The organism is Cohnella kolymensis, from assembly GCF_000829465.1.
Lineage (GTDB): Bacteria > Bacillota > Bacilli > Paenibacillales > Paenibacillaceae > Cohnella > Cohnella kolymensis.
This window is the reverse complement of the sequence record NZ_JXAL01000026.1, coordinates 51,747-72,080: the sequence shown is the minus strand read 5'-3', so window position 1 is coordinate 72,080 and position 20,334 is coordinate 51,747. Positions and strand designations below refer to the sequence as shown.

The window sequence follows — 20,334 nt, the reverse complement described above, 5'->3', positions numbered from 1 at the left end:
GTTAATCCCTCTTTTCCCAATATGAATTGATGTAATAAGTATAGAGCAATTTGAAATCGATGTCACTGCACTTTTCGAGGTTTGCCGATTCTGTTACTATAAAGGTTAAAATGATTTGCCCATAAGGAAAGAGGCTTCTTACCATGACTGTAAACCAAACCCGATCGTCTCTGCAAGAGGCGTTAAGTAAACGGATTTTAATATTAGACGGTGCCATGGGCACGATGATCCAACAGGCGAATCTCACGGCGGAAGACTTCGGCGGGGAGGAACTGGACGGCTGCAACGAATTGCTTGTCCTGACCCGCCCGGACGTAATCTCAAGCATACACGAACAATATTTGCACGCCGGTTCCGACATTATCGAAACGAATACTTTCGGTGCTACAAGTGTTGTGTTGATGGAATACGATATTCGGGAAAAAGCAAGAGAGATCAATCTGGCTGCTGCGCGTTTGGCGCGCGAGGCTTGCGACAAATACTCGACGCCCGAGAAACCCAGGTTTGTTGCCGGCGCATTAGGCCCAACAACCAAAACGCTTTCCGTTACCGGAGGCGTCACTTTTGACGAGCTGATCCGCAGCTATCAAGAGCAAGTACTGGCGCTGATAGACGGCGGGGTGGACGCCATTCTCATCGAAACATCTCAGGATACGCTGAATGTGAAAGCGGCGAGCATCGGGGTGCGGCAGGCATTTGCGCAGCTTGGGCGGGAGCTTCCTATTATGATCAGCGGTACAATTGAGCCGATGGGCACGACTTTGGCCGGTCAGAATATCGAAGCTTTCTATATTTCTCTTGAGCACCTTAATCCGATTTCAATGGGGCTTAACTGCGCCACAGGACCGGAATTCATGCGCGATCATATCAGAACTCTGTCCGGACTCGCGAAAACGGCAGTCAGCTGCTATCCGAACGCCGGGTTGCCGGATGAGAACGGTCATTACCACGAGTCGCCGGAGTCTTTAGCCAGAAAGCTGCGCGCATTCGCGGAACAAGGATGGCTGAATATTGCCGGCGGCTGCTGCGGTACGACGCCCGCTCACATCGCGGCTATGGCGGAAGCCCTGAAGGATGTTGCCCCTCGCAAACCGGAAGGCGATCATCCGCCGGCTGTTTCGGGGATCGAAACGGTGTTCATCGAAAGCGAAAACCGTCCCTTCATGGTCGGGGAACGGACGAACGTTCTGGGCTCCCGTAAATTCAAACGGCTTATTGCCGAGGGTAAATACGAGGAAGCGTCCGAAGTTGCCAGAGCGCAAGTGAAGAACGGCGCTCATGTTATTGACGTCTGTCTGCAGGATCCGGACCGGGATGAAACGGAAGACATGCAGAAATTTCTTGAATTCGTGACGAAGAAAGTGAAAGTCCCGTTGATGATCGATACGACGGATGCTGAAGTCATCGATATGTCGCTGAAATATATTCAAGGTAAATCGATAATTAACTCCATTAATCTCGAGGACGGGGAAGAAAAATTCGAGAAGGTCGTTCCGATTCTTCATCGTTATGGTACGGCTGTCGTCGTCGGCACAATCGATGAACGGGGGCAAGCGATCTCCCGTGAAGATAAGCGGGATGTGGCAATTCGTTCTCATGACTTGCTCGTGAACAAGTATGGTCTGAAAGCGGAAGATCTCATCTTCGATCCTTTGGTATTTCCGGTAGGCACCGGTGACGAACAATATATCGGCTCCGCGAAGGAAACGATCGAAGGGATTCGTCTCATCAAGTCCGCATTGCCTAAGTGTCAGACCATTCTCGGTATCAGCAACATTTCATTCGGCTTGCCGGAAGCGGGCCGTGAGGTGCTGAATTCCGTATTCCTCTATGAGTGCACGAAAGCCGGATTGGATTATGCGATCGTCAATACCGAGAAGCTGGAGCGCTATGCTTCAATTCCGGAACATGAGCGCAAGCTGTCCGAAGATTTGCTGTATAGCACCAACGATCAAACGCTGGCTCAATTCGTTGCGGCATTCCGCGAGAAGAAAGTTGAGAAGAAAGTCCAGGCAGCCAGTCTGCCGCTGGAAGAAAGGCTCGCCAATTATGTTGTCGAAGGCAGCAAAGAAGGCCTGATCGCAGACCTTGACCAAGCCTTGAGCAAATATGCTCCGCTGGATATTATCAACGGCCCTTTAATGAAGGGAATGGAAGAAGTCGGCCGCCTGTTCAATAACAATGAATTGATCGTGGCGGAAGTCCTGCAGAGCGCAGAGGTAATGAAGGCGTCTGTGGCGCATCTGGAACCGCACATGGAGAAAGCGGAGTCCGCCGTTAAAGGCAAGATTCTGCTGGCCACAGTCAAGGGAGACGTTCACGACATCGGCAAGAACCTGGTTGAAATAATCCTTTCGAATAACGGGTTTGACATTGTGAATTTAGGGATTAAAGTGCCGCCGGATCAAATTATTGAAGCGGCCCGCAATGAGAAGCCCGATGCCATCGGCTTATCCGGTCTGCTTGTGAAATCCGCACAGCAGATGGTTATTACGGCACAGGATTTGAAAAACTCCGGCATCGATGTGCCGATTCTTGTAGGCGGAGCTGCGCTGACACGCAAATTCACCAAAAACCGGATCGCTCCGGAATACGACGGGCTTGTCCTCTATGCGAAAGATGCGATGGACGGCTTGGATATCGCGAACAAGCTCAGCAACCCCGAGCAGCGGGCCCGAATTGAAGTGGAACACCGGGCAGCGCTGGCAGCTTTGGCTGAAGAGGGGGAGAAACCGAAAGATCTTCCGGTTCAGTCGAGGGCGCGGCGGTCAAATATTTCGACGGATGCTCCAGTCTTCGTTCCGCCGGATTACGAGCGCCATATCATTCGCGATTATCCATTGCCGCATGTACAGCCTTATGTGAACTTGCAAATGCTCCTCGGTCATCATCTGGGTCTGAAAGGAAATGTGGATGAGCTGCTGGCGGCGGGTGATGAGCGAACGATCTCCCTTAAAGATACGATTGCCGAGATTATAACGCAATCTCAGGCGCACGGATGGCTGAATCCGCAAGCCATGTACCGGTTTTTCCCGGCGCAGTCCGAAGGTAACGATATCTTGGTGTATGATCCTGCAGATCTCAGCCGCGTGCTTCACCGATTCTCTTTCCCGCGCCAGCAGGTCGAACCTTTCCTTTGTCTCGCGGATTTCTTGAAATCCGTGGACAGCGGAGTGATGGATACCGTGGGTTTCCTAGTCGTTACAGCCGGTCAAGGCGCAAGAGAGCAAGCGGAAAAATGGAAGCAAAGCGGAGATTATCTCCGTTCTCATGCTTTGCTCGCGACCGCGCTCGAGGTTGCGGAAGGCTTGGCGGAGAGAGTCCATCAGATTATGCGGGATAACTGGGGCTTCCCGGATCCGGCGGATATGACGATGAAGCAGCGCTTCGGAGCGCGGTATCAGGGAATAAGAGTGTCCTTCGGGTATCCAGCTTGTCCGGATCTCGAAGATCAAGGGCCGTTGTTCCAGCTGATGCATCCTGAAGACATCGGTGTTCATCTGACGGAGGGCTTCATGATGGAACCTGAAGCGTCCGTGTCCGCAATGGTGTTCGCGCATCCGGAAGCTCAATATTTCAACGTGGAAAAGGCTTGATTAACGCAAAGAAAAGGGCTGTTCCAAAGTCGTGCAGACTTCGGAGCAGCCCTTTTGTCGGCTTCAGTGTTATGAGCGTTGGTTTTTAACTTCGTCTCTAATCTCGTCGCGCATGCCTTCTAGACTTTCACGGCGATTCTCGTTATTCTGGATGATCGCCTGCCGCTCCTGGCTGCCGACTTCATCTCCGCGCATAGCAAGATACTCTTCAGACTCATCGATGTTTTCAACCGTATTTTGGACGTGCTCCTGAAGCTTCTCCACATTATCCGAGCGGTCGTCTGGTTTTGCCATGATCAAATCCTCCTTCATGATCGCTGTGTAAATGCACTTCGAATAGGATGGCAAAAGAAGCCATTTACTATTCGGGCTTGGCGGAAAAATGTGTCTCGGCTGAGGGTTTGTCGAAAAACAGTTACGGAACTGCCGTTGCTGGGCGAACATATATTCTGTACAATAGAGAAAAGTTGATTTTAGGAGATTTGCCATGAATCCATACACGGAAAAGGCGGAATCGGTGGAAGAGTGGCTCTCGCTTCTGCGAAAGAAGCCGGAGTTGATGGAGAATGTAACGCATTGGCATACGCAGCCGGCTCGTCCGGCCCGTACCGTGCCGCTGCCGGATTTTATACATAATAAGCTGGCCTATGCCCTCGGGCAGAAGGGCATCACTCAACTATATACGCATCAAGCGGCATCATTTCGCGCCGTCCAGGGCGGACGGCATGTTGTGACCGTCACGCCGACCGCGTCCGGCAAGACGCTCTGCTATAACTTGCCCGTGCTGCAGACGCTGCTGAACGACGACACGGCCAGAGCGCTTTATCTATTCCCGACCAAAGCATTGGCTCAGGATCAGGTTGCGGAGCTGCAGGAGCTGGCCAACTTGATGGAAGCCGATATCAAGACGCATACCTATGACGGAGACACGCCGCCCACCGTAAGGCAGGCGATCCGCAACGCGGGCCATATTGTGGTCACTAATCCGGATATGCTGCATTCCGCTATTTTGCCTCATCATACGAAATGGGTGAAGCTGTTCGAGAACATCAAATATATCATCATCGACGAGCTGCATGCCTACCGCGGTGTATTCGGAAGCCATGTGGCCAACGTCATTAGACGGTTAAAGCGCATCTGCCGCTTTTACGGCAGCGAGCCCCAATTTCTATGCGCATCGGCTACGATAAGAAATCCGCAGGAGCACGCGGAGCGACTGATCGGCGAATCCGTCGCTCTGGTCGACGACAACGGCGCTCCGGCGGGAGAGAAGCATATGGTGTTCTACAATCCGCCGGTGGTCAACCAGCAGCTCGGCATCCGCAGGAGCAGTGTGCTGGAATCGCAGAAGCTTGCCGCTCTGCTCCTCAAAAGCGGAATACAGACGATCGTCTTTGCCCGCAGCCGTGTAAGGGTTGAGATTCTGCTCACTTATTTGCAGGAACTGGTCAAACGAGAGCTCGGCACGAAGTCGATCCGCGGCTATCGCGGGGGCTATCTGCCCAAGCTGCGCCGGGAAATCGAGCGCGGTCTGCGAAACGGTGAAATCCGGGGTGTGGTGAGTACGAACGCACTTGAACTCGGAATCGATATCGGACAGCTTCAAGCCTGCGTGCTGAACGGCTATCCCGGATCGATCGCGAGCACGTGGCAGCAATCCGGCCGCGCAGGACGCAGACACGGAAGCTCCGTCACCTTCCTTGTGGCAAGCAGCAACCCTCTGGACCAATACCTGATCCAGAACCCGGACTATTTTCTCGGACGTCCACCGGAAGAAGCGCGCATCCATCCGGACAATCTGCTTATTTTACTGGATCATATCAAGTGTGCCGCTTATGAGCTTCCTTTTGAACAAGGGGATTCGTTCGGAGAGGAAAAGCTGGTCGACCTGCTGGAATTTCTCGCGGAAGAGAAGGTGCTGCACCAGGTCGGAACGCGCTGGTATTGGATGGAGCAGGCGTTCCCGGCCCATAATATCTCGCTTCGTTCAGCCGCTCAGGAGAACTTCATCATCATCGATATGACGGAAGGTCACCGGGTCATCGGAGAGGTGGACCGGTTCGGTGCGCCAACACTAATTCATGAAGAGGCTATCTATCTGCACGAAGGCGTGCAATATCAAGTCGAGAAGCTGGACTATCCGGAGAAGAAGGCTTACGTGCGGGAAGTGAATGTCGATTATTTCACCGATGCCAATTTGGCGGTGGAATTACAAGTGCTGCATGTGGATTTGGAGACCAATAGCGGATCGCTCGTGCGGCAGTATGGGGAATTAAGCGTGAGGTCGAAGCCGACCATTTTCAAAAAAATCCGCCTGCGCACACATGAGAATATCGGTTCGGGTCCGATTCATCTGCCTGAAGAAGAGCTTCAGACCACGGGCTACTGGTTTTCATTTTCCGAAGAGGAAACGGCTAAGCGAAGCGCAAATGACATGCAAATGGCTTTGCTCGGATTAGCCAACGTACTGGTGCATCTGGCGCCGTTGCATCTGATGTGCGACCCTATGGATATTCGGGTGGTGCCGCAGGTTAAAGCCTTGCATACGAAAAGACCGACTATCTATTTCTACGACCGCTACCCGGGAGGGATCGGGTTAAGCCAGCGTTTATATGAAATCCATGGTGATCTGCTGGAAGAGGCGGAGCGGCTCATTCAGGGCTGCGGTTGCTTAAGCGGCTGTCCCGCATGCGTCGGACCGATCGAAGAAGTGGGTCTGCTGGGCAAAGAGCTGTCCCTGTCCCTGCTTCAAGGCACAAGGAGCGGCTCATGAGCGGGCTCAAAGAACGGCTGGGACGGCTTCGAGCTGCTTCTGCGGCTGCGCCGGAAGCCCCTAAAGCCGCGGCTTCAGTGCCGGACGGCAGTCTGCACCCCAAGTTCGCGAGTATGGGGGTCGAACTATACGAGAATGAATATGGCGCTTTTTTATTGCGGCGTATGATCTTCCCGTTCCCGTATCGCCACGGGCATCATGACCTTATAGATTTAGCGGGGTGCGCCGCCCGTCTGACCCCGATCGCGGCGCGGCAAAACCGTGCTGCCGACACGCCCGCGCCTCATGCGAATCAACTCCTGTTTCTGGATACGGAGACGACGGGGCTCGGTGTCGGAACAGGCAACGTACCCTTTATGATCGGCTTCGGATATTGTACCGAGCATACATTCGTAGTGGAACAGACGCTCATTCGGCATCCGGGCGAGGAGAAGGCAATGCTCGCGTATTTGCTGTCCCATTTGAAAGACAAGACCCATTTGGTTACCTATAACGGACGAACGTTCGACTGGCCGGTATTGGTCAACCGCTTCATCCTGAACGGATGGCGCAGAAGCGGACCCGAGCCGGGTCATCTTGATTTCCTGCACCCTTCGAGGGCGCTTTGGAAGAATACTCTGCCCTCCTGCCGTCTCGGCACGGTAGAGGAGTCCAGGCTCGGTATCCGCCGCGGGCACGATGTGCCGGGATCGATGGCTCCCGTTCTATATGTTCAATACTTGAATGACGGTAACCCGGAGCATTTGCACGGGGTATATGTGCATAATGAGAAAGACGTGCTCACTCTGGCGTCCCTGGCGGTTCATTTCGGCCAACTTCTGGACGGTAATTCGGGAGATGCCTGGTTGTCGGAAGCGCCGGCGGAGGAGCTGTTCCGTACCGCGTGCTGGTTAGAACAGCACGGCAGCGCGGAACATGCAGAGAGATTGTTCGAGCAGCTTGCCGTCCGGGAGGATTTCGGAGACGGCGGTTGGGCGTTCGCGCTGGCGGCAAGATATAAGCGTGCCGGCCGGCACGACAGGGCGTTGCCTTTGTGGAAGCAGACGGCCAAGCAGCCGAAGCCTCCGCACTGCCGAAGCTCGACGCGCATGTGGAGCTGGCGATGTATTACGAGCATCGCGAGAGGCAGCTAACAACCGCTCTGACCTATGCCGAGAAAGCACTAGAGCTCTCTATTCGCCGGGTAAGATTCGGCCGGGCAGCGGGAGCGGCGCGCGAGGAGAAGGCGGCTGTCCAGCACAGAGTGGAGCGGATAAAGGAGAAAATCCGGCGCGAATCGCAGCGCTGACAGCTATGAAAGAAGGAGCTTATTGTTGAAAAGCCTGATCTATATCCTGCTGGCGTTGACCAGCTTGCTCTGGGCCGGAAATTTCGTAGGCGGAAAGTATGTTATTGCAGCTGCGGACCCGGTGACCGGAGCAGTGCTTCGCTACGTAATAGCCTGCGTCCTTTTTCTGTTTATTGTCCTCGCGCGCGAGAAAAAATTCATGCCGCCCCGCAGTACGTGGCTGCCGTTATTCTGGATGGGAGTGACCGGGGTTGCTCTTTTTAACCTTCTCATGTATTGGGCGTTAGAGAGGACTACCGCAGACCATGTCGGGTTGCTGTCCGCGCTTAACCCTCTTTCGATCGCAGCCGCCAACGGGCTCATACTGCGTGAAAAAATTCATTTCGCAGGGAAGCTCGGCATGCTGGTTTCCCTGCTCGGGGTCGTGGTTGTTCTTACGGAAGGGCATCCGCAGCGGCTTGCTCAATTTCAATTCAATACGGGAGATCTGCTGATGCTGGGGGCGGTTGTCAGCTGGGGACTGTACGCGGTTGCGGGAAGGCAAGCCACCCGTGAACTTTCGCCGCTTATGAGCACGTTTTGGTCGAGCGTCATCGGAACGGTCGTGATGCTCCCATTTGCTATCGCCACATGGAGGGTGGAGCAGCCGGATCCGGCTTTTTGGACAGCCGTTGTGTACAGCGCGATTGGCGGCACGGTGTTGGCTACGTTATTTTGGAACATCGGCGTGAAACAGCTAGGGGGGACGAGCGCGGGACTGTTTCTCAATCTCAATCCGTTTTTTACGGCACTCTTGGCCTTTCTTTTGCTGGGAGAGACGCTCAAACCCGCACACTGGGTCGGAGTCGCATTCATTGTGGCAGGCGTACTGTTGTTTACTTATACAGCCAAACGTAGGACAAAGCGCGGTGTACGGGAAGGGGAAGAGGCGGCATGAATAAGGACCTCCAGGGAACTTCCGGATTAATCGCGCCTAAAGCCCTGCTCTTCGATCTGGACGGAACTTTATATCGCGGTGAAGCGATGATACCGGGAGCAGACCGGTTAATCGCAGGATTGCAAAGGAGCGGCATCCCTTACCGGTTCGTCACGAACAATTCCACCAAGACGCCTGAGGAAGTAGCCCTGCACCTTCGCAAATTGGGTATCCCCGCTGACGAGAAATCGATTGTAACCTCCGCATTGGGAGCAGCCTACTATGTTTTGAAGCATCACCCGGGGGCCGAGACGTTCGTCATTGGAGAAGAGGGACTTCGACAAGCTCTTCGAAACGCAGGGCTTCGGTTAATTGAAGAAGGGGAGGCCGCGGGGCCCGCCGCCCTGGTTGTTCAAGGTATGGATCGGCGGTTGACCTATGACCGCTTGGCGGCAGGCGTTCATCATATTCTGAATGGAGCCGTATATGTGCTGACCAATCCCGATCGGGTTCTGCCCGTCGAAGGCGGTTTCCTTCCCGGCGCGGGCAGCATCGGGGCCGCTCTGAAGGCAGCGACCGGCATCGAGCCGATCGTCATCGGTAAACCCTCGCACATCCTGATGGATTATGCTTTAGAGCAATCTGGAACCGCTCCGGAGGAAACATGGGTGATCGGAGACAATCCGTACACGGATATCGCAGCTGCGCGTAACGCCGGCTGCCCGGCGATTCTGGTGCTCACTGGGCTATGCGACGCTGACGATTGGCGTGAGCATTGCCGCTCGGCAGACGTAGTACCGAACGCGGTTTGTGCGGACCTTGATGAACTGGTAAGCTTAATTCAAGATAGAACTTCGAACAGGGAATTACGTACAGAAGGGAAGTAGCCTGATGCCTGAATGGCCGGAAATGGAAAATTATCGAACGCAGCTTTCACCTCGTATTTGCGGACAGAGCATCCGGGGCGTGTCGGTGAATCGTCCCCGAACAATTAACGAACCGGTGGACACTTTTACATCCCAGCTGGTTGGACGAACCGTACTCTTCCTGGAACGCCGGGGCAAGCATCTTTTGTTCCATTTGGACGACGGCAATCGGCTGCATCTTCATCTGATGCTGGGCGGCTGGCTCGCTTACGGTCCGCAGGGACCTAAAGAAGACAGTCATTTTCAGGTCATCGTGACCTTCGAAGACGGAAATTCAATTTATTTCGGCGGTCTGCGACTTGGCTATTTGCATCGGATCAGCGCGAAGCAAGCGGCTGAGATCATGAGAGAGCTGGGGCCGGATCCTTTTGACCCTCGCCTGAGCGAAGAGGCTTTTCATAAGCGGCTTGCGGGTAAACGGGGCAAGCTGAAGACAACCCTCACCGACCAGCATTTTATAGCGGGAATCGGTAATTGCTACAGCGATGAGATTTGTTTCGACGCCAAAATTCATCCTGCCGTTATCGCACGATCGCTTGATGCCGAAAGTTCCACACGGCTTTACCGCTCGATGCGGAATATTCTGCAGGAAGCCAAAGATGCGGGCGGGTATATGGAGAACCCGCTGACGCCCGGGGACATCGTAACCGGCGGGTATAACGAGCGATGCCGGGTGTACGACCGCAAAGGAGAGCCTTGCGTGGTTTGCGGAAGCGAGATTCAATTCGAGACGATAAGCGGCCGCAAAATGTTCTACTGCCCTAACTGCCAAAGGAAGCCGTAACGTATGCGAATCGGAAGCCATGTAAGCACGAGAAACGGCTATCGCGGGGCTGCAATCAGCGCGGCTGCAATGGGCGGCAACGCCTTTCAATATTTTCCGAAAAATCCACGCTCCCTGCAGCCCAAGGCTTTCTCAAGGCAGGAGGCGGAAAGCTGCGCCGCTTGGTGCCGTGACAACGATGTGGTCTCCATCGCCCATGGACCTTATCCGGTGAACCCGGCCGCAGAAGGCGAGTCGGCCAGGCAGTCGGCACTGTCAACACTTAACGACCTGGAGATCGCGAACGCGTGCGGCTCGATCGGTGTGGTCGTTCATTTTGGCGTGTATAAAGGCAACGATCCGTTACAGGGATACCGGAACATGATCCAATGGATCAACAGCGTTACCTCGCGTTGGGACGGTCAAGCCAAAATATTGCTCGAGAACCAGGCCGGCGAACACGGTCCAATGGGAACGACACCGGAAGAGTTGATGCAAATCCGCTCTCTTTGCGATGAACCGGACAAAGTGGGTTTCTGCCTCGACACCTGCCACTTGTTTGCAAGCGGGGAATGGCGTGAAGGCGAATGGTCCGCGTTCGCGGAACGGGCGGGCAAGCTGGGCTTCTGGAACAGCTTGTATGCGGTGCATCTGAACGATTCGCGTTATCCGGGCGGGTCCCGCAAAGACCGCCATGCCCAGATCGCCGCAGGCTACATAGGTGAGGAAGGAATGAGACAGCTCTTATCGACTCCGGAGCTGCACAATACGCCGCTGCTTTTGGAAACGTCTCCAGACGAAGACGGAACGCACCGGGAACAAATCGCGCTCGTGCGTCGACTGTGGGGGGAGGCAAACCGATGATCAATATCTATCTGGACGATATGCGGCCCTGTCCGGCGGGGTTCGTGGCTGCCCGAACGGCCGAAGAATGCTTGACGCTTTTGGCGGAATGCGATGTGAATCTGCTGTCGCTCGATTTCGAGCTCGGGTACGGACAGCCGAACGGTCTATCCGTCGTTCATGGACTTATCGTCAGCGGCAAATATCCGCGCGAAATATTCGTTCATTCTTCCAGCTTGATGGGACGCGCGCAAATGGTACGTGAGCTGAAATCGGCGCAGCCTGAAGGCGTGCGGATCCATGACGGACCGATGCCGGAGCATGTGCTGCATTCAGCTGCGGCCTCCGGGAAGCTCTCGAATGCGTGAGTGGACCGGCGCGGAGTGGCGGCGGGAGTGGGAACAAAAGCCCGGCCCATTCGCCGTATTTGTACATACGCCTCTGTGCGGAACTTGCAAAGCTGTCCGCCGCATGCTCGAAGTTGCCGCAGAGATCCTGCCTGACTTTCCGCTTATTGAAGCCAATATAAATGTGATGCCCGATGTGGCGCAATCGCTGCAAATTGAAAGCGTCCCCTGTTTGTTATTGAAGCGGAAGGATGGCAGCTGGACAAAAATTTATCGATTCCCCTCTGTGACGGAGCTGGTGGAACGGTTGAGAAGCGAGAGGGAAATGTCATGATTCATTTGCAACAATTAACGCTGCGCCGGGGAGAAAAGGATATTTTACGAGGCGTGGATTTGCATGTTAACCAGGGTGAACAATGGACTCTGCTCGGCCGCAACGGATGCGGTAAATCAACCGTGCTTGAAATCATTAACGGCTACTTGTTTCCGACCTCCGGTACCGTAGATGTACTCGGCAGCCGATACGGGCAGGTCGATGTGAGGGAGATACGCAAAAAAATCGGCTATATCAGTCCGTCTTTGATTGAAAAGCTGACACTCAGGGATCCCGTATGGGAAATCGTCGTCGGTGGAGCTTTGGCCTACTTACGTATCTATGAGGAAGTACCGGACGCGCTGCGGGAACGCGCACACGATGAATTGGAACGGGTTGGCTTACGGGCATTGGCAGCGCAGCCTTTCGGCACGCTTTCACAAGGTGAACGCAAAAAAGTGCTGCTGGCGCGAACGATGATGGCCGAACCGCAGCTTCTCATTCTGGACGAGCCCTGTGCCGGTCTCGATCTGTACGAACGGGAGCGGTTTCTTGACGCGCTGTCGGGGTTGTCCGCACAAAATCTGTCGATGCTGTATGTCACGCATCATATCGAGGAGATCGTTCCGTTGTTCACGCATGTCGCTCTCATGTCCGAAGGGCAGATCGTCGCTTCAGGGCCGAAGCAAGCGGTTCTTACACCGGAGCGGCTGAAAGCCGCTTATGATCTTCCGATCAGCATTTATTGGCAGGACAGCCGGCCGTGGATACGCGTCGGAGAGGAGGCATCAATATGATATCTTTTGTAGGAACGGCAAATCCCGGCTTTGCTCCATACGCGATGGAAGAGCTGCGCAGGCGGATCCCGGGTTCGCGCGTATCCGGCCTCGCTCCGGGTGAAACGTTCGCGTTCACATCCGGGGATCTGGAGACGGACCAGCTTGTTAAGGAACTGCGGCGCAAAGAACCTATTTTTCTGCGGCACATTTTCCCTATTGATGCGGAAGTCCCTTGCACGGATAGCTCGGAACAGACCGCTGACGCCTTAAGAAGATACGCCGACAGTTTGGGGGGTCGGGTAAAGGGACGCAAGGCAGCCATTCAAGTGCGCAAAGCGCAAGGCAGCCCGTTCTCTTATTCCTCCTCGGAAGCAAGGGATATTGTCGCTGAAGTGGTACGGGAGCTTGGCGGCGAACCGGTGCCGAGAGAGGCGGATTGGATTATTTCGGTATATGCCTCGAACAGAACGATCTACATGGGGTGCTCCCAGCCCAAGGATAACCTGTCGGATTGGCCGGGAGGCGCCGTCCGCTTCCGCAGAGAAGAGGGCTTGATCTCACGTGCCGCTTTCAAACTGCTGGAAGCGGAGCGGGAATTCAATCTGCCGCTTGACCGCTTCACGAACGCGCTGGACTTGGGAGCGGCGCCCGGGGGCTGGACCTCCGTGCTGCTGGAGCGGGGAATGAAAGTGACCGCGGTGGACCCGGCAGATATGGATCCGTCCCTGGAGCTGCATCCCCGTCTGAGGCATCTCAAGCGGAATGCGGCGGACCTGTCTTTCCCGCCTGGATCATTCGATTTGCTCGTGTGTGACATGAGCTGGGACCCGTATCACACAAGCCGGCTCGTGTCGGCGCTGGCGCCTGTATTGACTGCCGGAGGTTCCGGGATTATAACGCTGAAGCTTATGTATCGCAAGCCTTTTCAAAGTATCCAGGAATTGTCCAAAGCCTACAGCGAGAGCTTTGAGATTCGCAAAATCAAACAGTTGTTTCATAACCGTGAAGAAGTTACAATGTGGGTGAAACGTAAACCATAATATGTGTTCGGGAAAGCATCCCGCACCGAGGCTCCGTCGGAAACTCCGATCGGCCGCCAGGCGCGGGTTTTTTGTTGTATTCAAGAGGAAAGGAGGCGGGTATTATGCATGGGCAAGTGAATGAAATTAGGCCTTTACATGCAGGTGAGCTATACGCCGACCGTTATCGGATCGTGATGCAGATCGGCAAAGGAGGCATGGGCCGGGTTTACTTGGCCGACGATCTGCGGCTGGGCGGCAAAGCGAGAGCGCTGAAGCTGACGCGTCCGCTGCCCGAGGAACGCCGAACCTTTCTGCCGGAAGCCCAAATGCTGTGCGTGCTGGAGCATGAGCATCTGCCGGCGGTGGTGGATTATTACCCTCCGGATGAGCAGGGTACGGCATGCATCGTCATGGAGTACATAGCAGGCGATACTCTCGCCGAAAGATTCGATCGTTACGGGCTGAGAATGCCGTTTCATCTCGTGCTGCGGTATCTCATTCAGTTATGCGATGTGCTGGTTTATCTTCATGCCCAAAGTCCTGCGATCGTGTTTCGGGATTTGAAGCCTGCGAATGTGCTGATCGATCGGCATGACAATGCAGTCTTGGTGGACTTCGGCATAGCCCGCTGGTACCGAACGGGAGCAGGCAGCGATACGCTGCAGCTCGGCACGCCGGGCTTTGCGGCACCGGAACAGCTTCGCGGTGAACAATCGGATACCCGCACCGATCTGTATGGACTGGGCGCGCTTGCCTATCATCTGCTGTCGCGCGGTCAATTCGCTATGCGCCGCCGCGGCAGCCTGAAAGAAGCGCTGCAGGGAGATGTCCCTCCGGCGTTCCGCCACCTGCTCGAACAGGTGTTGTCCGATCAGCCGGAAGGCCGGCCGCAAACGGCGGAGCAGCTAAGCGCAGAGCTTAGAAGGCTGCTGCCTGACAGTGCGAATTCGGACACGCCGCCTATAAACAGCCATGACACGGCAGACAGCGGAGTAATCGTCGCCGCCGTTGCATCTGCTTATCCCGGCGCCGGAGCGACTTTCGTTTCGCTTGCAATCTCCTCGTCGCTGTCCCGTTCGGGAATCGCACATGCTGTGGTTGAATGTCCCGGGATAGAAGCAGAGCTCTACGGGCTGTTGGACGGCTCAAGAACGATGCCGAAAGGTGCCGTGTTCGCGCAAGCGGGCGGGCAAACGCCGGCAGTTCCGGTATGGTCCAGAGGCAAGGCTCATTATTATCCTTTAGATCCGCTCGCGCCGGCGGGCCACATGCCGGGTGAAGCTTTCTCGAGCTGGCTCAGACGGCTCGGTGTTCCCGTTGTTATTGTTGATGTTTCAAGCGGATGGGATAACGAGCCTTTTATGCAATGGCTCGTTCGAGCCGTTGACCGCATCTGGATGGTAGCGGATTGCATGCCGGCAAAATGGTCCGCGCGCAGGCAGACGGCTTGCCATCAATTGCAAGAAGCGGCTGTAAAAGACGGGAAAACGATCAGCTGGATTGCGAATCGAGATCAGCAATTTGAGGGGCGCAGGCAATGGCTGTCCATGTTTCCGGCTCCGCCTCAGGCCAACATCCCGCAGCTTTCAAGTGATTCCGTAGCAAGTGCGATCTGGAGGGGCAGCGGGCTGCCGACCGATGCGCAAACAGGGGAGTTGTTAGACCGCGCGTTTCAAAAAGCGATTCGTTCGGTTAAACGACAAGCATAAGGAGAAATTTCTCATTTTTGCCCCATTTTCCACAGAATGCGCAGTCATGTTACAATACTTAATGAGACTACTGGCGGTGGGGAGCATTCGGCATGAAAAACAGCCCATACGGTTGGTTGGAAGTCGGATGGACCGCGCTCAAGCTCGGTTTAACTTCCTTCGGAGGTCCCATCGCCCATATCGGTTATTTCCGCACCGAATATGTCGAACGCAAGCGTTGGCTCAGCGAAGAGGTGTTCGCACATCTCACGGCGTTATGTCAATTTCTGCCGGGTCCCGCGAGCAGCCAGCTTGGCATTGCGATCGGAATTCAGCGGGCCGGTCTGCTTGGCGGAATAGCCGCATGGCTGGGCTTCACGCTTCCATCGGCTGTACTTATGATTGTGTTCGCCATAGCTATGCAGGGAGAATGGCTGGCGGATGCCGGCTGGCTGCAGGGTCTTAAGCTGGCGGCGGCAGCGGTAGTGGCGCAAGCGGTCTGGAGCATGGCGCGCACGCTGGCGCCGGATCGCGCAAGGGTTGCGATGACCGTGTTTACAACAGGGTTCACGCTTCTATTGCCGGGCGCGCTCGGGCAAATATTGCCCCTTATCGTATGCGGAGTCATCGGCTGGCTGTATTTCAAACCCGAACCGGTGAATGCACCGGCATCGTTTCATCCGGCAGTTCATTCGATGACCGCAGTTATATGCCTTGCGATGTTTACTTTATTACTTATAGCGCTGCCTGTGATCGCCTTTACTGTCAAAGACCCGCTATTGCAGCTAACAGATATCGGCTATCGGGCCGGATCTCTCGTATTTGGCGGAGGACATGTCGTTCTTCCTATGCTTGAAGAGGAAACCGTAGCGTCCGGTATTGTAAGCGATCAGCAATTTTTGGCAGGCTATGCAGCAGCCCAAGCGGTACCGGGTCCTTTATTTACTTTCTCCGCCTATATTGGCGCTGTGTCCGCGTACGGTGCAGAAGGAGCGGCCAGAGCTGCAGCTATGCTCGTTGCTGTTTTCCTTCCTTCATTTTTACTTGTAACGGGAGTACTGCCCTACTGGGAGAAATTGAGGACGCGCAGCTCTACACGTGCGATGCTGGCAGGTGTGAACGCATCGGTTGTCGGTCTGCTGCTGGCAGCTCTGTATGATCCTATCTGGACAGTCACCGTGCATCATGCAATCGATTTCGTATTTGTACTTATCGGATTCATATCATTGGTTTTTTGGCGATGCCCGCCGTGGCTTCTTGTTATTGCAGCTGCGGCAGGCGGTTGGATGGTATATACATGAGGTGATAATAATGAGCGAAGAAAAAGAAAATATATTGATTATCGAAGATGAAGACCCGATCGCAAGAATTTTGCAATTGGAGCTCGAGCATGAGGGATATAATGTCGGCAGGGCGGCGGACGGCCGCAAAGGATTGGAGATGGCCGTGTCCGGCGAGTGGGATCTCGTGCTGCTCGATGTGATGCTTCCTGAATTGAACGGAATAGAGGTCCTCCGGCGCTTAAGGCAGAACGATTCGGCCGTGCCTATTATTTTGCTGACCGCGAGAGATACGGTCCCTGATAAAGTCAGCGGCTTCGAGCACGGCGCCAACGACTATATCACGAAGCCTTTCGCAATGGAAGAACTGCTGGCGCGTGTCCGGAATTTGCTGAGAATTTTCAAGGCATCGCGGGAGGGGGAAAGCGATGATGTCCTTCGGATCGCAGACTTGTCGATCGAGCTGATGACCCGCAAAGTGTATCGGAAAGACCATTCCATCGACTTGACCCCTCGTGAGTTCGAGCTGCTGCTCTATTTGGCCCGCCACAAGAATATAGAAAAAACCCGCGACGAAATTTTGTCCGACGTGTGGGGCTACGAATACATCGGGGATACGAACGTGGTGGACGTTTACATCCGATACCTAAGGCAGAAGATGGACAAGGGCTATCGCCATAAGCTGCTTCACACCGTGCGGGGTGTCGGCTACATGCTGAGGGAGCCCGACGCATGACACTGCGATCCCGCTTCACTCTATTTACGGTTTTTTGGTTAATTTTTATTTTAATTTTGTATAACGTGTTCGTTTATTTTTTCGTTATTCGCGTTACGACTCGCGGAGAGACACAGCTTATCGCAAGCAAGGCCGATCTGGTAATCGAATCGCTGCGCAAGCAAGACATGCGCGGCTATGAAGATCCGAAGCTGCTGGCGGAGCTCTATAATCCTAACGAAATGATGCGAATCGTCACCGTTGACGGCAAGGTGGTCAATGCGGTTGGCGACGACAAGCTGCTGTTGTCGATCCAGCCGCAATCGCAGTCGCAATCGAGATCATTCCAATCGGAGACCAGGCAAGTCGAGGGACAGAGGATTATTTACTTGACGATGCCGTTCTACGATCAAGGGCACCTGATCGGTTCGGTGGAGGCTGCTCGAAGACTGACGATTCTGGACAGCTATTTGCAAATATTAGTATTCGCTCTAAGCATAACCAGTCTGGGAGCGATCGTGTTCGCGATTTTCGGCACGTATTGGTTCACTTCACGTCTAACCGGACCGATCGGCCAAATGGTGCAAACGATGAGGGAGATTGACCGGAGCGGAAAACTCCACAGGGTCAAGCTGCAGGGCCGGGAAGAGTCGGTGGAGCTTCAACAGATGGTCCGGGCATTCAATCAAATGATCGAACGGCTGGATCGGACGATCGAACACCAGAAGCATTTCGTGGCGGATGCCTCTCATGAACTGAAAACCCCGCTGACGGTCATTTCCAGCTATGCCGACATGCTGAAACGGTGGGGAAGAGACAATGCCGAAGTGCGGGATGAAGCGATAGAAGCGATCGGCAAAGAAACCGAGCGGCTGCAGAATTTGATCCGGTCTATGCTCACATTAGCGGAGGCGGAACAAGACGACTGGCTGAACATTGCCCGTTTCGACGTCTCCCAAGTGGTTAAAGAGCTGTCCGATGTGTTAGGGACGACTTTTCAACGGGAAATCCGCGTTCATATTAACGGTAACGCGGTCCAGATGAAAGGGGATAAGGATAAGATCCGTCAGCTGCTGCTTATCCTGATTGACAATGCCATCAAATATAGCAAAGAGCCGATCGATGTCCGGGTGCGCCCGGAGAAAAACGGAGTCAAGCTGGAAGTCACCGATTATGGAATAGGGGTGCCCGAAAGCGAAATTCCTTATATGTTCGAACGTTTCTATCGCGTGGATTCCGCTAGACATCGTTCGACGGGGGGAAGCGGACTAGGCTTGTCGATCGCCAAAAAAATCATCGATATGCATGAAGGAACGGTTGAAGTATTCAGCAAACCGGGGAGCGGCACAACAATCTCAATCCAATTCCCGCGTAACCTTAAATCTTCGCCTCAATAACGGCAAAAAAAACGGCAAGTTCGGTTTATCCGAATTTGCCGTTTACTATATTGAAGAAAAGGTTAAGTGTTTACTACAGCACCCGTCGTGCGGTTACATAATTTCTTTTCCAATAACCGGAATTGAGCGAGGAGTAGGTAACGCCACCTGCAGATCCATATGTATGCAAAATTTTGCCTCTACCCAGATATACTGCGACATGGCCGATTTTGCTGCCTGTACGCTTTGTTCTGAAGAAAACAAGATCGCCTCTTTTTAATTTGCCTTTCGTAACTTTGTAGCCTTTGGTTGCTTGCGTGCTGGACACACGCGGCAGCTTAATGCCGTTTTTACCGTAAATATACTGAACAAAGCTGGAACAGTCGAACGCCGAAGTAATGCCTGACGGTGCACCGAAGCGATATTTGACGCCTAAGTATTTTTTACCCAGCAAAATGATTTTGTCCGCTTTGCTCGTTGCGGCGGATGCGGAAGGGGCTTGTCCGAAGGCGAACCCTGTAAAACCAATGACAGCACAGAGGCTGACGGTTAATACTTTTCTCACGACTGTGTGGCTGAAGCTCATGGTGTTCGTTTTCCCTCCATCTTTCTTGGTTTTGCGGTGCCTAGTTAGTTAGCAACCTGGTAATGAGTATATCAGAAGGAAATTAGGCCAATATTTTCCACGAAGAATAAAAATCCCGGAATAATAAAGGTTTGCAGGACTTTGTTAGAAAAGCATGAAAATTTTCTCATAAGCTCGAAAATGGCCGAAGCATTGCTTGTCGGCCTGTTTGCGCTTGCTCCCTATCCCAACTGTAGATAATATGAAGTACAGAGAGGTGGAGTGGAGATGAAAATGAGAGTGTCCGCCGTCCAATTTCAGCTGAGAGACTGCGACAACATCCAGGAATTCAAGGAACAGGTCACCCATTATGTGCGCAACGCGGCGGAATACAAGTCGGATTTTGTTCTTTTCCCCGAGTTTATGACGACACCGCTTCTTTCCATCGGAGGAGCGGCCACAGGGCAGCCTATTCACCGGTTGGCCGAGTATACGGAGCAGTATACGGAGCTGTTCTCGGGTCTGGCGAAGGAATACGGAATGTACATCATCGGCGGCACCCACGTGACCGGCAATGCTCAGCAGCTGCGGAATACAGCCTTTCTGTTCGCTCCGGACGGTACATACCGAACGCAGGACAAGCTGCACATCACGCCTACCGAGAAAGAAGAATGGAAGGTGGAGGAAGGGGAAGGCGTTGCCGTTTTCCAGACACCTTTCGGGACAATCGGCCTTCTCACATGCTACGATATCGAATTTCCGGAGATCTTCCGTATGGTTAGGGCCAAAGGGGCCGACGTCATTTTTTGCCCGTCATGCACGGACGACCGTCATGGCTTTCACAGGGTTCGATATTGCTGTCATGCGCGGGCGATTGAGAATCAGGTTTATATTGTTACGACAGGTACTGTGGGTTCCCTTCAGAGAGTCGATTTCATGCGCGCAAACTATGGTCAGGCCGCTGTCATCACACCTAACGATATCCCGTTCCCGCCTAGAGGGATTATGTGCGAGGGTGAGGTTAACGAGGATATGCTGATTACCGCCGATTTGGATCTTTCATTGCTTGAGGATGTTCGAAAGGCAGGATCCGTAACGACTTGGCGCGATCGGCGCACGGATCTTTATCCCGACTGGAAATAAG

Annotated in this window: 19 protein-coding genes; 17 read left to right on the top strand and 2 right to left on the bottom strand. The window is 54.0% G+C overall.

All coding sequences use genetic code 11. The annotated features are described in order from the left end of the window. The first annotated feature begins 143 nt into the window (after positions 1-143). Positions 144-3,596 carry a methionine synthase gene (metH, locus tag SD71_RS17060; RefSeq protein WP_041065800.1) on the top strand — a complete coding sequence of 1,151 codons (3,453 nt, stop codon included), beginning with the start codon at positions 144-146 and terminating at the stop codon, positions 3,594-3,596. A gap of 69 nt (positions 3,597-3,665) precedes the next feature. Here metH and tlp read toward each other — a convergent pair whose 3' ends face one another. Beyond that, the gene (tlp, locus tag SD71_RS17055) at positions 3,666-3,890 is read right to left on the bottom strand and encodes a small acid-soluble spore protein Tlp (RefSeq protein WP_041065797.1); all 225 of its coding nucleotides are present in this window, start codon (positions 3,888-3,890) and stop codon (positions 3,666-3,668) included. A 193-nt stretch (positions 3,891-4,083) separates the two neighbouring features. On the opposite strand from tlp, the gene SD71_RS17050 reads away from it, so the two are divergent. From SD71_RS17050 to SD71_RS16985, 15 genes are all read left to right on the top strand, one after another. Next, positions 4,084-6,369 carry a DEAD/DEAH box helicase gene (locus tag SD71_RS17050; protein WP_041065794.1) on the top strand — a complete coding sequence of 762 codons (2,286 nt, stop codon included), beginning with the start codon at positions 4,084-4,086 and terminating at the stop codon, positions 6,367-6,369. Further along, a complete protein-coding gene (locus tag SD71_RS17045) occupies positions 6,366-7,502 on the top strand; it encodes a ribonuclease H-like domain-containing protein (protein ID WP_052476354.1) in 1,137 nt (378 codons plus the stop codon). Before SD71_RS17050 ends, SD71_RS17045 begins: the two co-directional genes overlap by 4 nt. Continuing rightward, positions 7,472-7,657 (top strand): hypothetical protein, encoded by a 186-nt coding sequence (locus tag SD71_RS22475; protein ID WP_052476353.1) that lies wholly within the window; start codon positions 7,472-7,474, stop codon positions 7,655-7,657. Before SD71_RS17045 ends, SD71_RS22475 begins: the two co-directional genes overlap by 31 nt. A gap of 25 nt (positions 7,658-7,682) precedes the next feature. Further along, the gene (locus SD71_RS17040) at positions 7,683-8,594 is read left to right on the top strand and encodes a DMT family transporter (RefSeq protein ID WP_041066231.1); all 912 of its coding nucleotides are present in this window, start codon (positions 7,683-7,685) and stop codon (positions 8,592-8,594) included. Further along, the gene (locus SD71_RS17035; protein WP_052476352.1) at positions 8,591-9,460 is read left to right on the top strand and encodes an HAD-IIA family hydrolase; all 870 of its coding nucleotides are present in this window, start codon (positions 8,591-8,593) and stop codon (positions 9,458-9,460) included. The genes SD71_RS17040 and SD71_RS17035 overlap by 4 nt, the downstream gene beginning before the upstream one ends. Before the next feature lie 4 nt (positions 9,461-9,464). Next, positions 9,465-10,283 (top strand): bifunctional DNA-formamidopyrimidine glycosylase/DNA-(apurinic or apyrimidinic site) lyase, encoded by an 819-nt coding sequence (mutM, locus tag SD71_RS24475; protein ID WP_041065791.1) that lies wholly within the window; start codon positions 9,465-9,467, stop codon positions 10,281-10,283. 3 nt (positions 10,284-10,286) lie between these two features. Further along, positions 10,287-11,126 carry a deoxyribonuclease IV gene (locus SD71_RS24470; protein ID WP_041065788.1) on the top strand — a complete coding sequence of 280 codons (840 nt, stop codon included), beginning with the start codon at positions 10,287-10,289 and terminating at the stop codon, positions 11,124-11,126. Continuing rightward, positions 11,123-11,473 (top strand): cyclic-phosphate processing receiver domain-containing protein, encoded by a 351-nt coding sequence (locus tag SD71_RS17020; RefSeq protein WP_041065785.1) that lies wholly within the window; start codon positions 11,123-11,125, stop codon positions 11,471-11,473. The genes SD71_RS24470 and SD71_RS17020 overlap by 4 nt, the downstream gene beginning before the upstream one ends. Then, positions 11,466-11,786 (top strand): thioredoxin family protein, encoded by a 321-nt coding sequence (locus tag SD71_RS17015; RefSeq protein WP_041065782.1) that lies wholly within the window; start codon positions 11,466-11,468, stop codon positions 11,784-11,786. The genes SD71_RS17020 and SD71_RS17015 overlap by 8 nt, the downstream gene beginning before the upstream one ends. Next, positions 11,783-12,562, top strand: coding sequence for an ABC transporter ATP-binding protein (locus tag SD71_RS17010; protein ID WP_041065779.1), 780 nt, complete (start codon positions 11,783-11,785; stop codon positions 12,560-12,562). The genes SD71_RS17015 and SD71_RS17010 overlap by 4 nt, the downstream gene beginning before the upstream one ends. Beyond that, positions 12,559-13,584: an SAM-dependent methyltransferase gene (locus SD71_RS17005; RefSeq protein WP_041065776.1), complete on the top strand. Its 1,026-nt coding sequence runs from the start codon at positions 12,559-12,561 to the stop codon at positions 13,582-13,584. The genes SD71_RS17010 and SD71_RS17005 overlap by 4 nt, the downstream gene beginning before the upstream one ends. A 104-nt stretch (positions 13,585-13,688) precedes the next feature. Next, entirely contained in the window at positions 13,689-15,275 is a 1,587-nt protein-coding gene (locus SD71_RS22470; RefSeq protein ID WP_052476351.1) for a serine/threonine protein kinase, read from the top strand. 92 nt (positions 15,276-15,367) lie between these two features. After that, the gene (gene chrA / locus SD71_RS16995) at positions 15,368-16,555 is read left to right on the top strand and encodes a chromate efflux transporter (protein WP_041065774.1); all 1,188 of its coding nucleotides are present in this window, start codon (positions 15,368-15,370) and stop codon (positions 16,553-16,555) included. Between the two features lie 10 nt (positions 16,556-16,565). Further along, positions 16,566-17,270 (top strand): response regulator transcription factor, encoded by a 705-nt coding sequence (locus SD71_RS16990; RefSeq protein ID WP_041065771.1) that lies wholly within the window; start codon positions 16,566-16,568, stop codon positions 17,268-17,270. Next, positions 17,267-18,646 (top strand): HAMP domain-containing sensor histidine kinase, encoded by a 1,380-nt coding sequence (locus SD71_RS16985; protein ID WP_041065768.1) that lies wholly within the window; start codon positions 17,267-17,269, stop codon positions 18,644-18,646. Before SD71_RS16990 ends, SD71_RS16985 begins: the two co-directional genes overlap by 4 nt. A 73-nt stretch (positions 18,647-18,719) precedes the next feature. On the opposite strand, the gene SD71_RS16980 is transcribed toward SD71_RS16985, so the two are convergent. Next, positions 18,720-19,211 (bottom strand): C40 family peptidase, encoded by a 492-nt coding sequence (locus SD71_RS16980; protein WP_041065765.1) that lies wholly within the window; start codon positions 19,209-19,211, stop codon positions 18,720-18,722. Between the two features lie 267 nt (positions 19,212-19,478). On the opposite strand from SD71_RS16980, the gene SD71_RS16975 reads away from it, so the two are divergent. Then, positions 19,479-20,333, top strand: a complete 855-nt coding sequence (locus SD71_RS16975; RefSeq protein ID WP_041065762.1) for a carbon-nitrogen hydrolase family protein — start codon at positions 19,479-19,481, stop codon at positions 20,331-20,333. Position 20,334: the final 1 nt, after the last annotated feature.

Bases quoted from the DNA above. Each gene is read 5' to 3' on its own strand.
- metH (WP_041065800.1), top strand. From the start codon at position 144: ATGACTGTAAACCAAACCCGATCGTCTCTGCAAGAGGCGTTAAGTAAA.
- tlp (WP_041065797.1), bottom strand. From the start codon at position 3,890: ATGGCAAAACCAGACGACCGCTCGGATAATGTGGAGAAGCTTCAGGAG.
- SD71_RS17050 (WP_041065794.1), top strand. From the start codon at position 4,084: ATGAATCCATACACGGAAAAGGCGGAATCGGTGGAAGAGTGGCTCTCG.
- SD71_RS17045 (WP_052476354.1), top strand. From the start codon at position 6,366: ATGAGCGGGCTCAAAGAACGGCTGGGACGGCTTCGAGCTGCTTCTGCG.
- SD71_RS22475 (WP_052476353.1), top strand. From the start codon at position 7,472: ATGTATTACGAGCATCGCGAGAGGCAGCTAACAACCGCTCTGACCTAT.
- SD71_RS17035 (WP_052476352.1), top strand. From the start codon at position 8,591: ATGAATAAGGACCTCCAGGGAACTTCCGGATTAATCGCGCCTAAAGCC.
- mutM (WP_041065791.1), top strand. From the start codon at position 9,465: ATGCCTGAATGGCCGGAAATGGAAAATTATCGAACGCAGCTTTCACCT.
- SD71_RS24470 (WP_041065788.1), top strand. From the start codon at position 10,287: ATGCGAATCGGAAGCCATGTAAGCACGAGAAACGGCTATCGCGGGGCT.
- SD71_RS17020 (WP_041065785.1), top strand. From the start codon at position 11,123: ATGATCAATATCTATCTGGACGATATGCGGCCCTGTCCGGCGGGGTTC.
- SD71_RS17015 (WP_041065782.1), top strand. From the start codon at position 11,466: ATGCGTGAGTGGACCGGCGCGGAGTGGCGGCGGGAGTGGGAACAAAAG.
- SD71_RS17010 (WP_041065779.1), top strand. From the start codon at position 11,783: ATGATTCATTTGCAACAATTAACGCTGCGCCGGGGAGAAAAGGATATT.
- SD71_RS17005 (WP_041065776.1), top strand. From the start codon at position 12,559: ATGATATCTTTTGTAGGAACGGCAAATCCCGGCTTTGCTCCATACGCG.
- SD71_RS22470 (WP_052476351.1), top strand. From the start codon at position 13,689: ATGCATGGGCAAGTGAATGAAATTAGGCCTTTACATGCAGGTGAGCTA.
- chrA (WP_041065774.1), top strand. From the start codon at position 15,368: ATGAAAAACAGCCCATACGGTTGGTTGGAAGTCGGATGGACCGCGCTC.
- SD71_RS16990 (WP_041065771.1), top strand. From the start codon at position 16,566: ATGAGCGAAGAAAAAGAAAATATATTGATTATCGAAGATGAAGACCCG.
- SD71_RS16985 (WP_041065768.1), top strand. From the start codon at position 17,267: ATGACACTGCGATCCCGCTTCACTCTATTTACGGTTTTTTGGTTAATT.
- SD71_RS16980 (WP_041065765.1), bottom strand. From the start codon at position 19,211: ATGAGCTTCAGCCACACAGTCGTGAGAAAAGTATTAACCGTCAGCCTC.
- SD71_RS16975 (WP_041065762.1), top strand. From the start codon at position 19,479: ATGAAAATGAGAGTGTCCGCCGTCCAATTTCAGCTGAGAGACTGCGAC.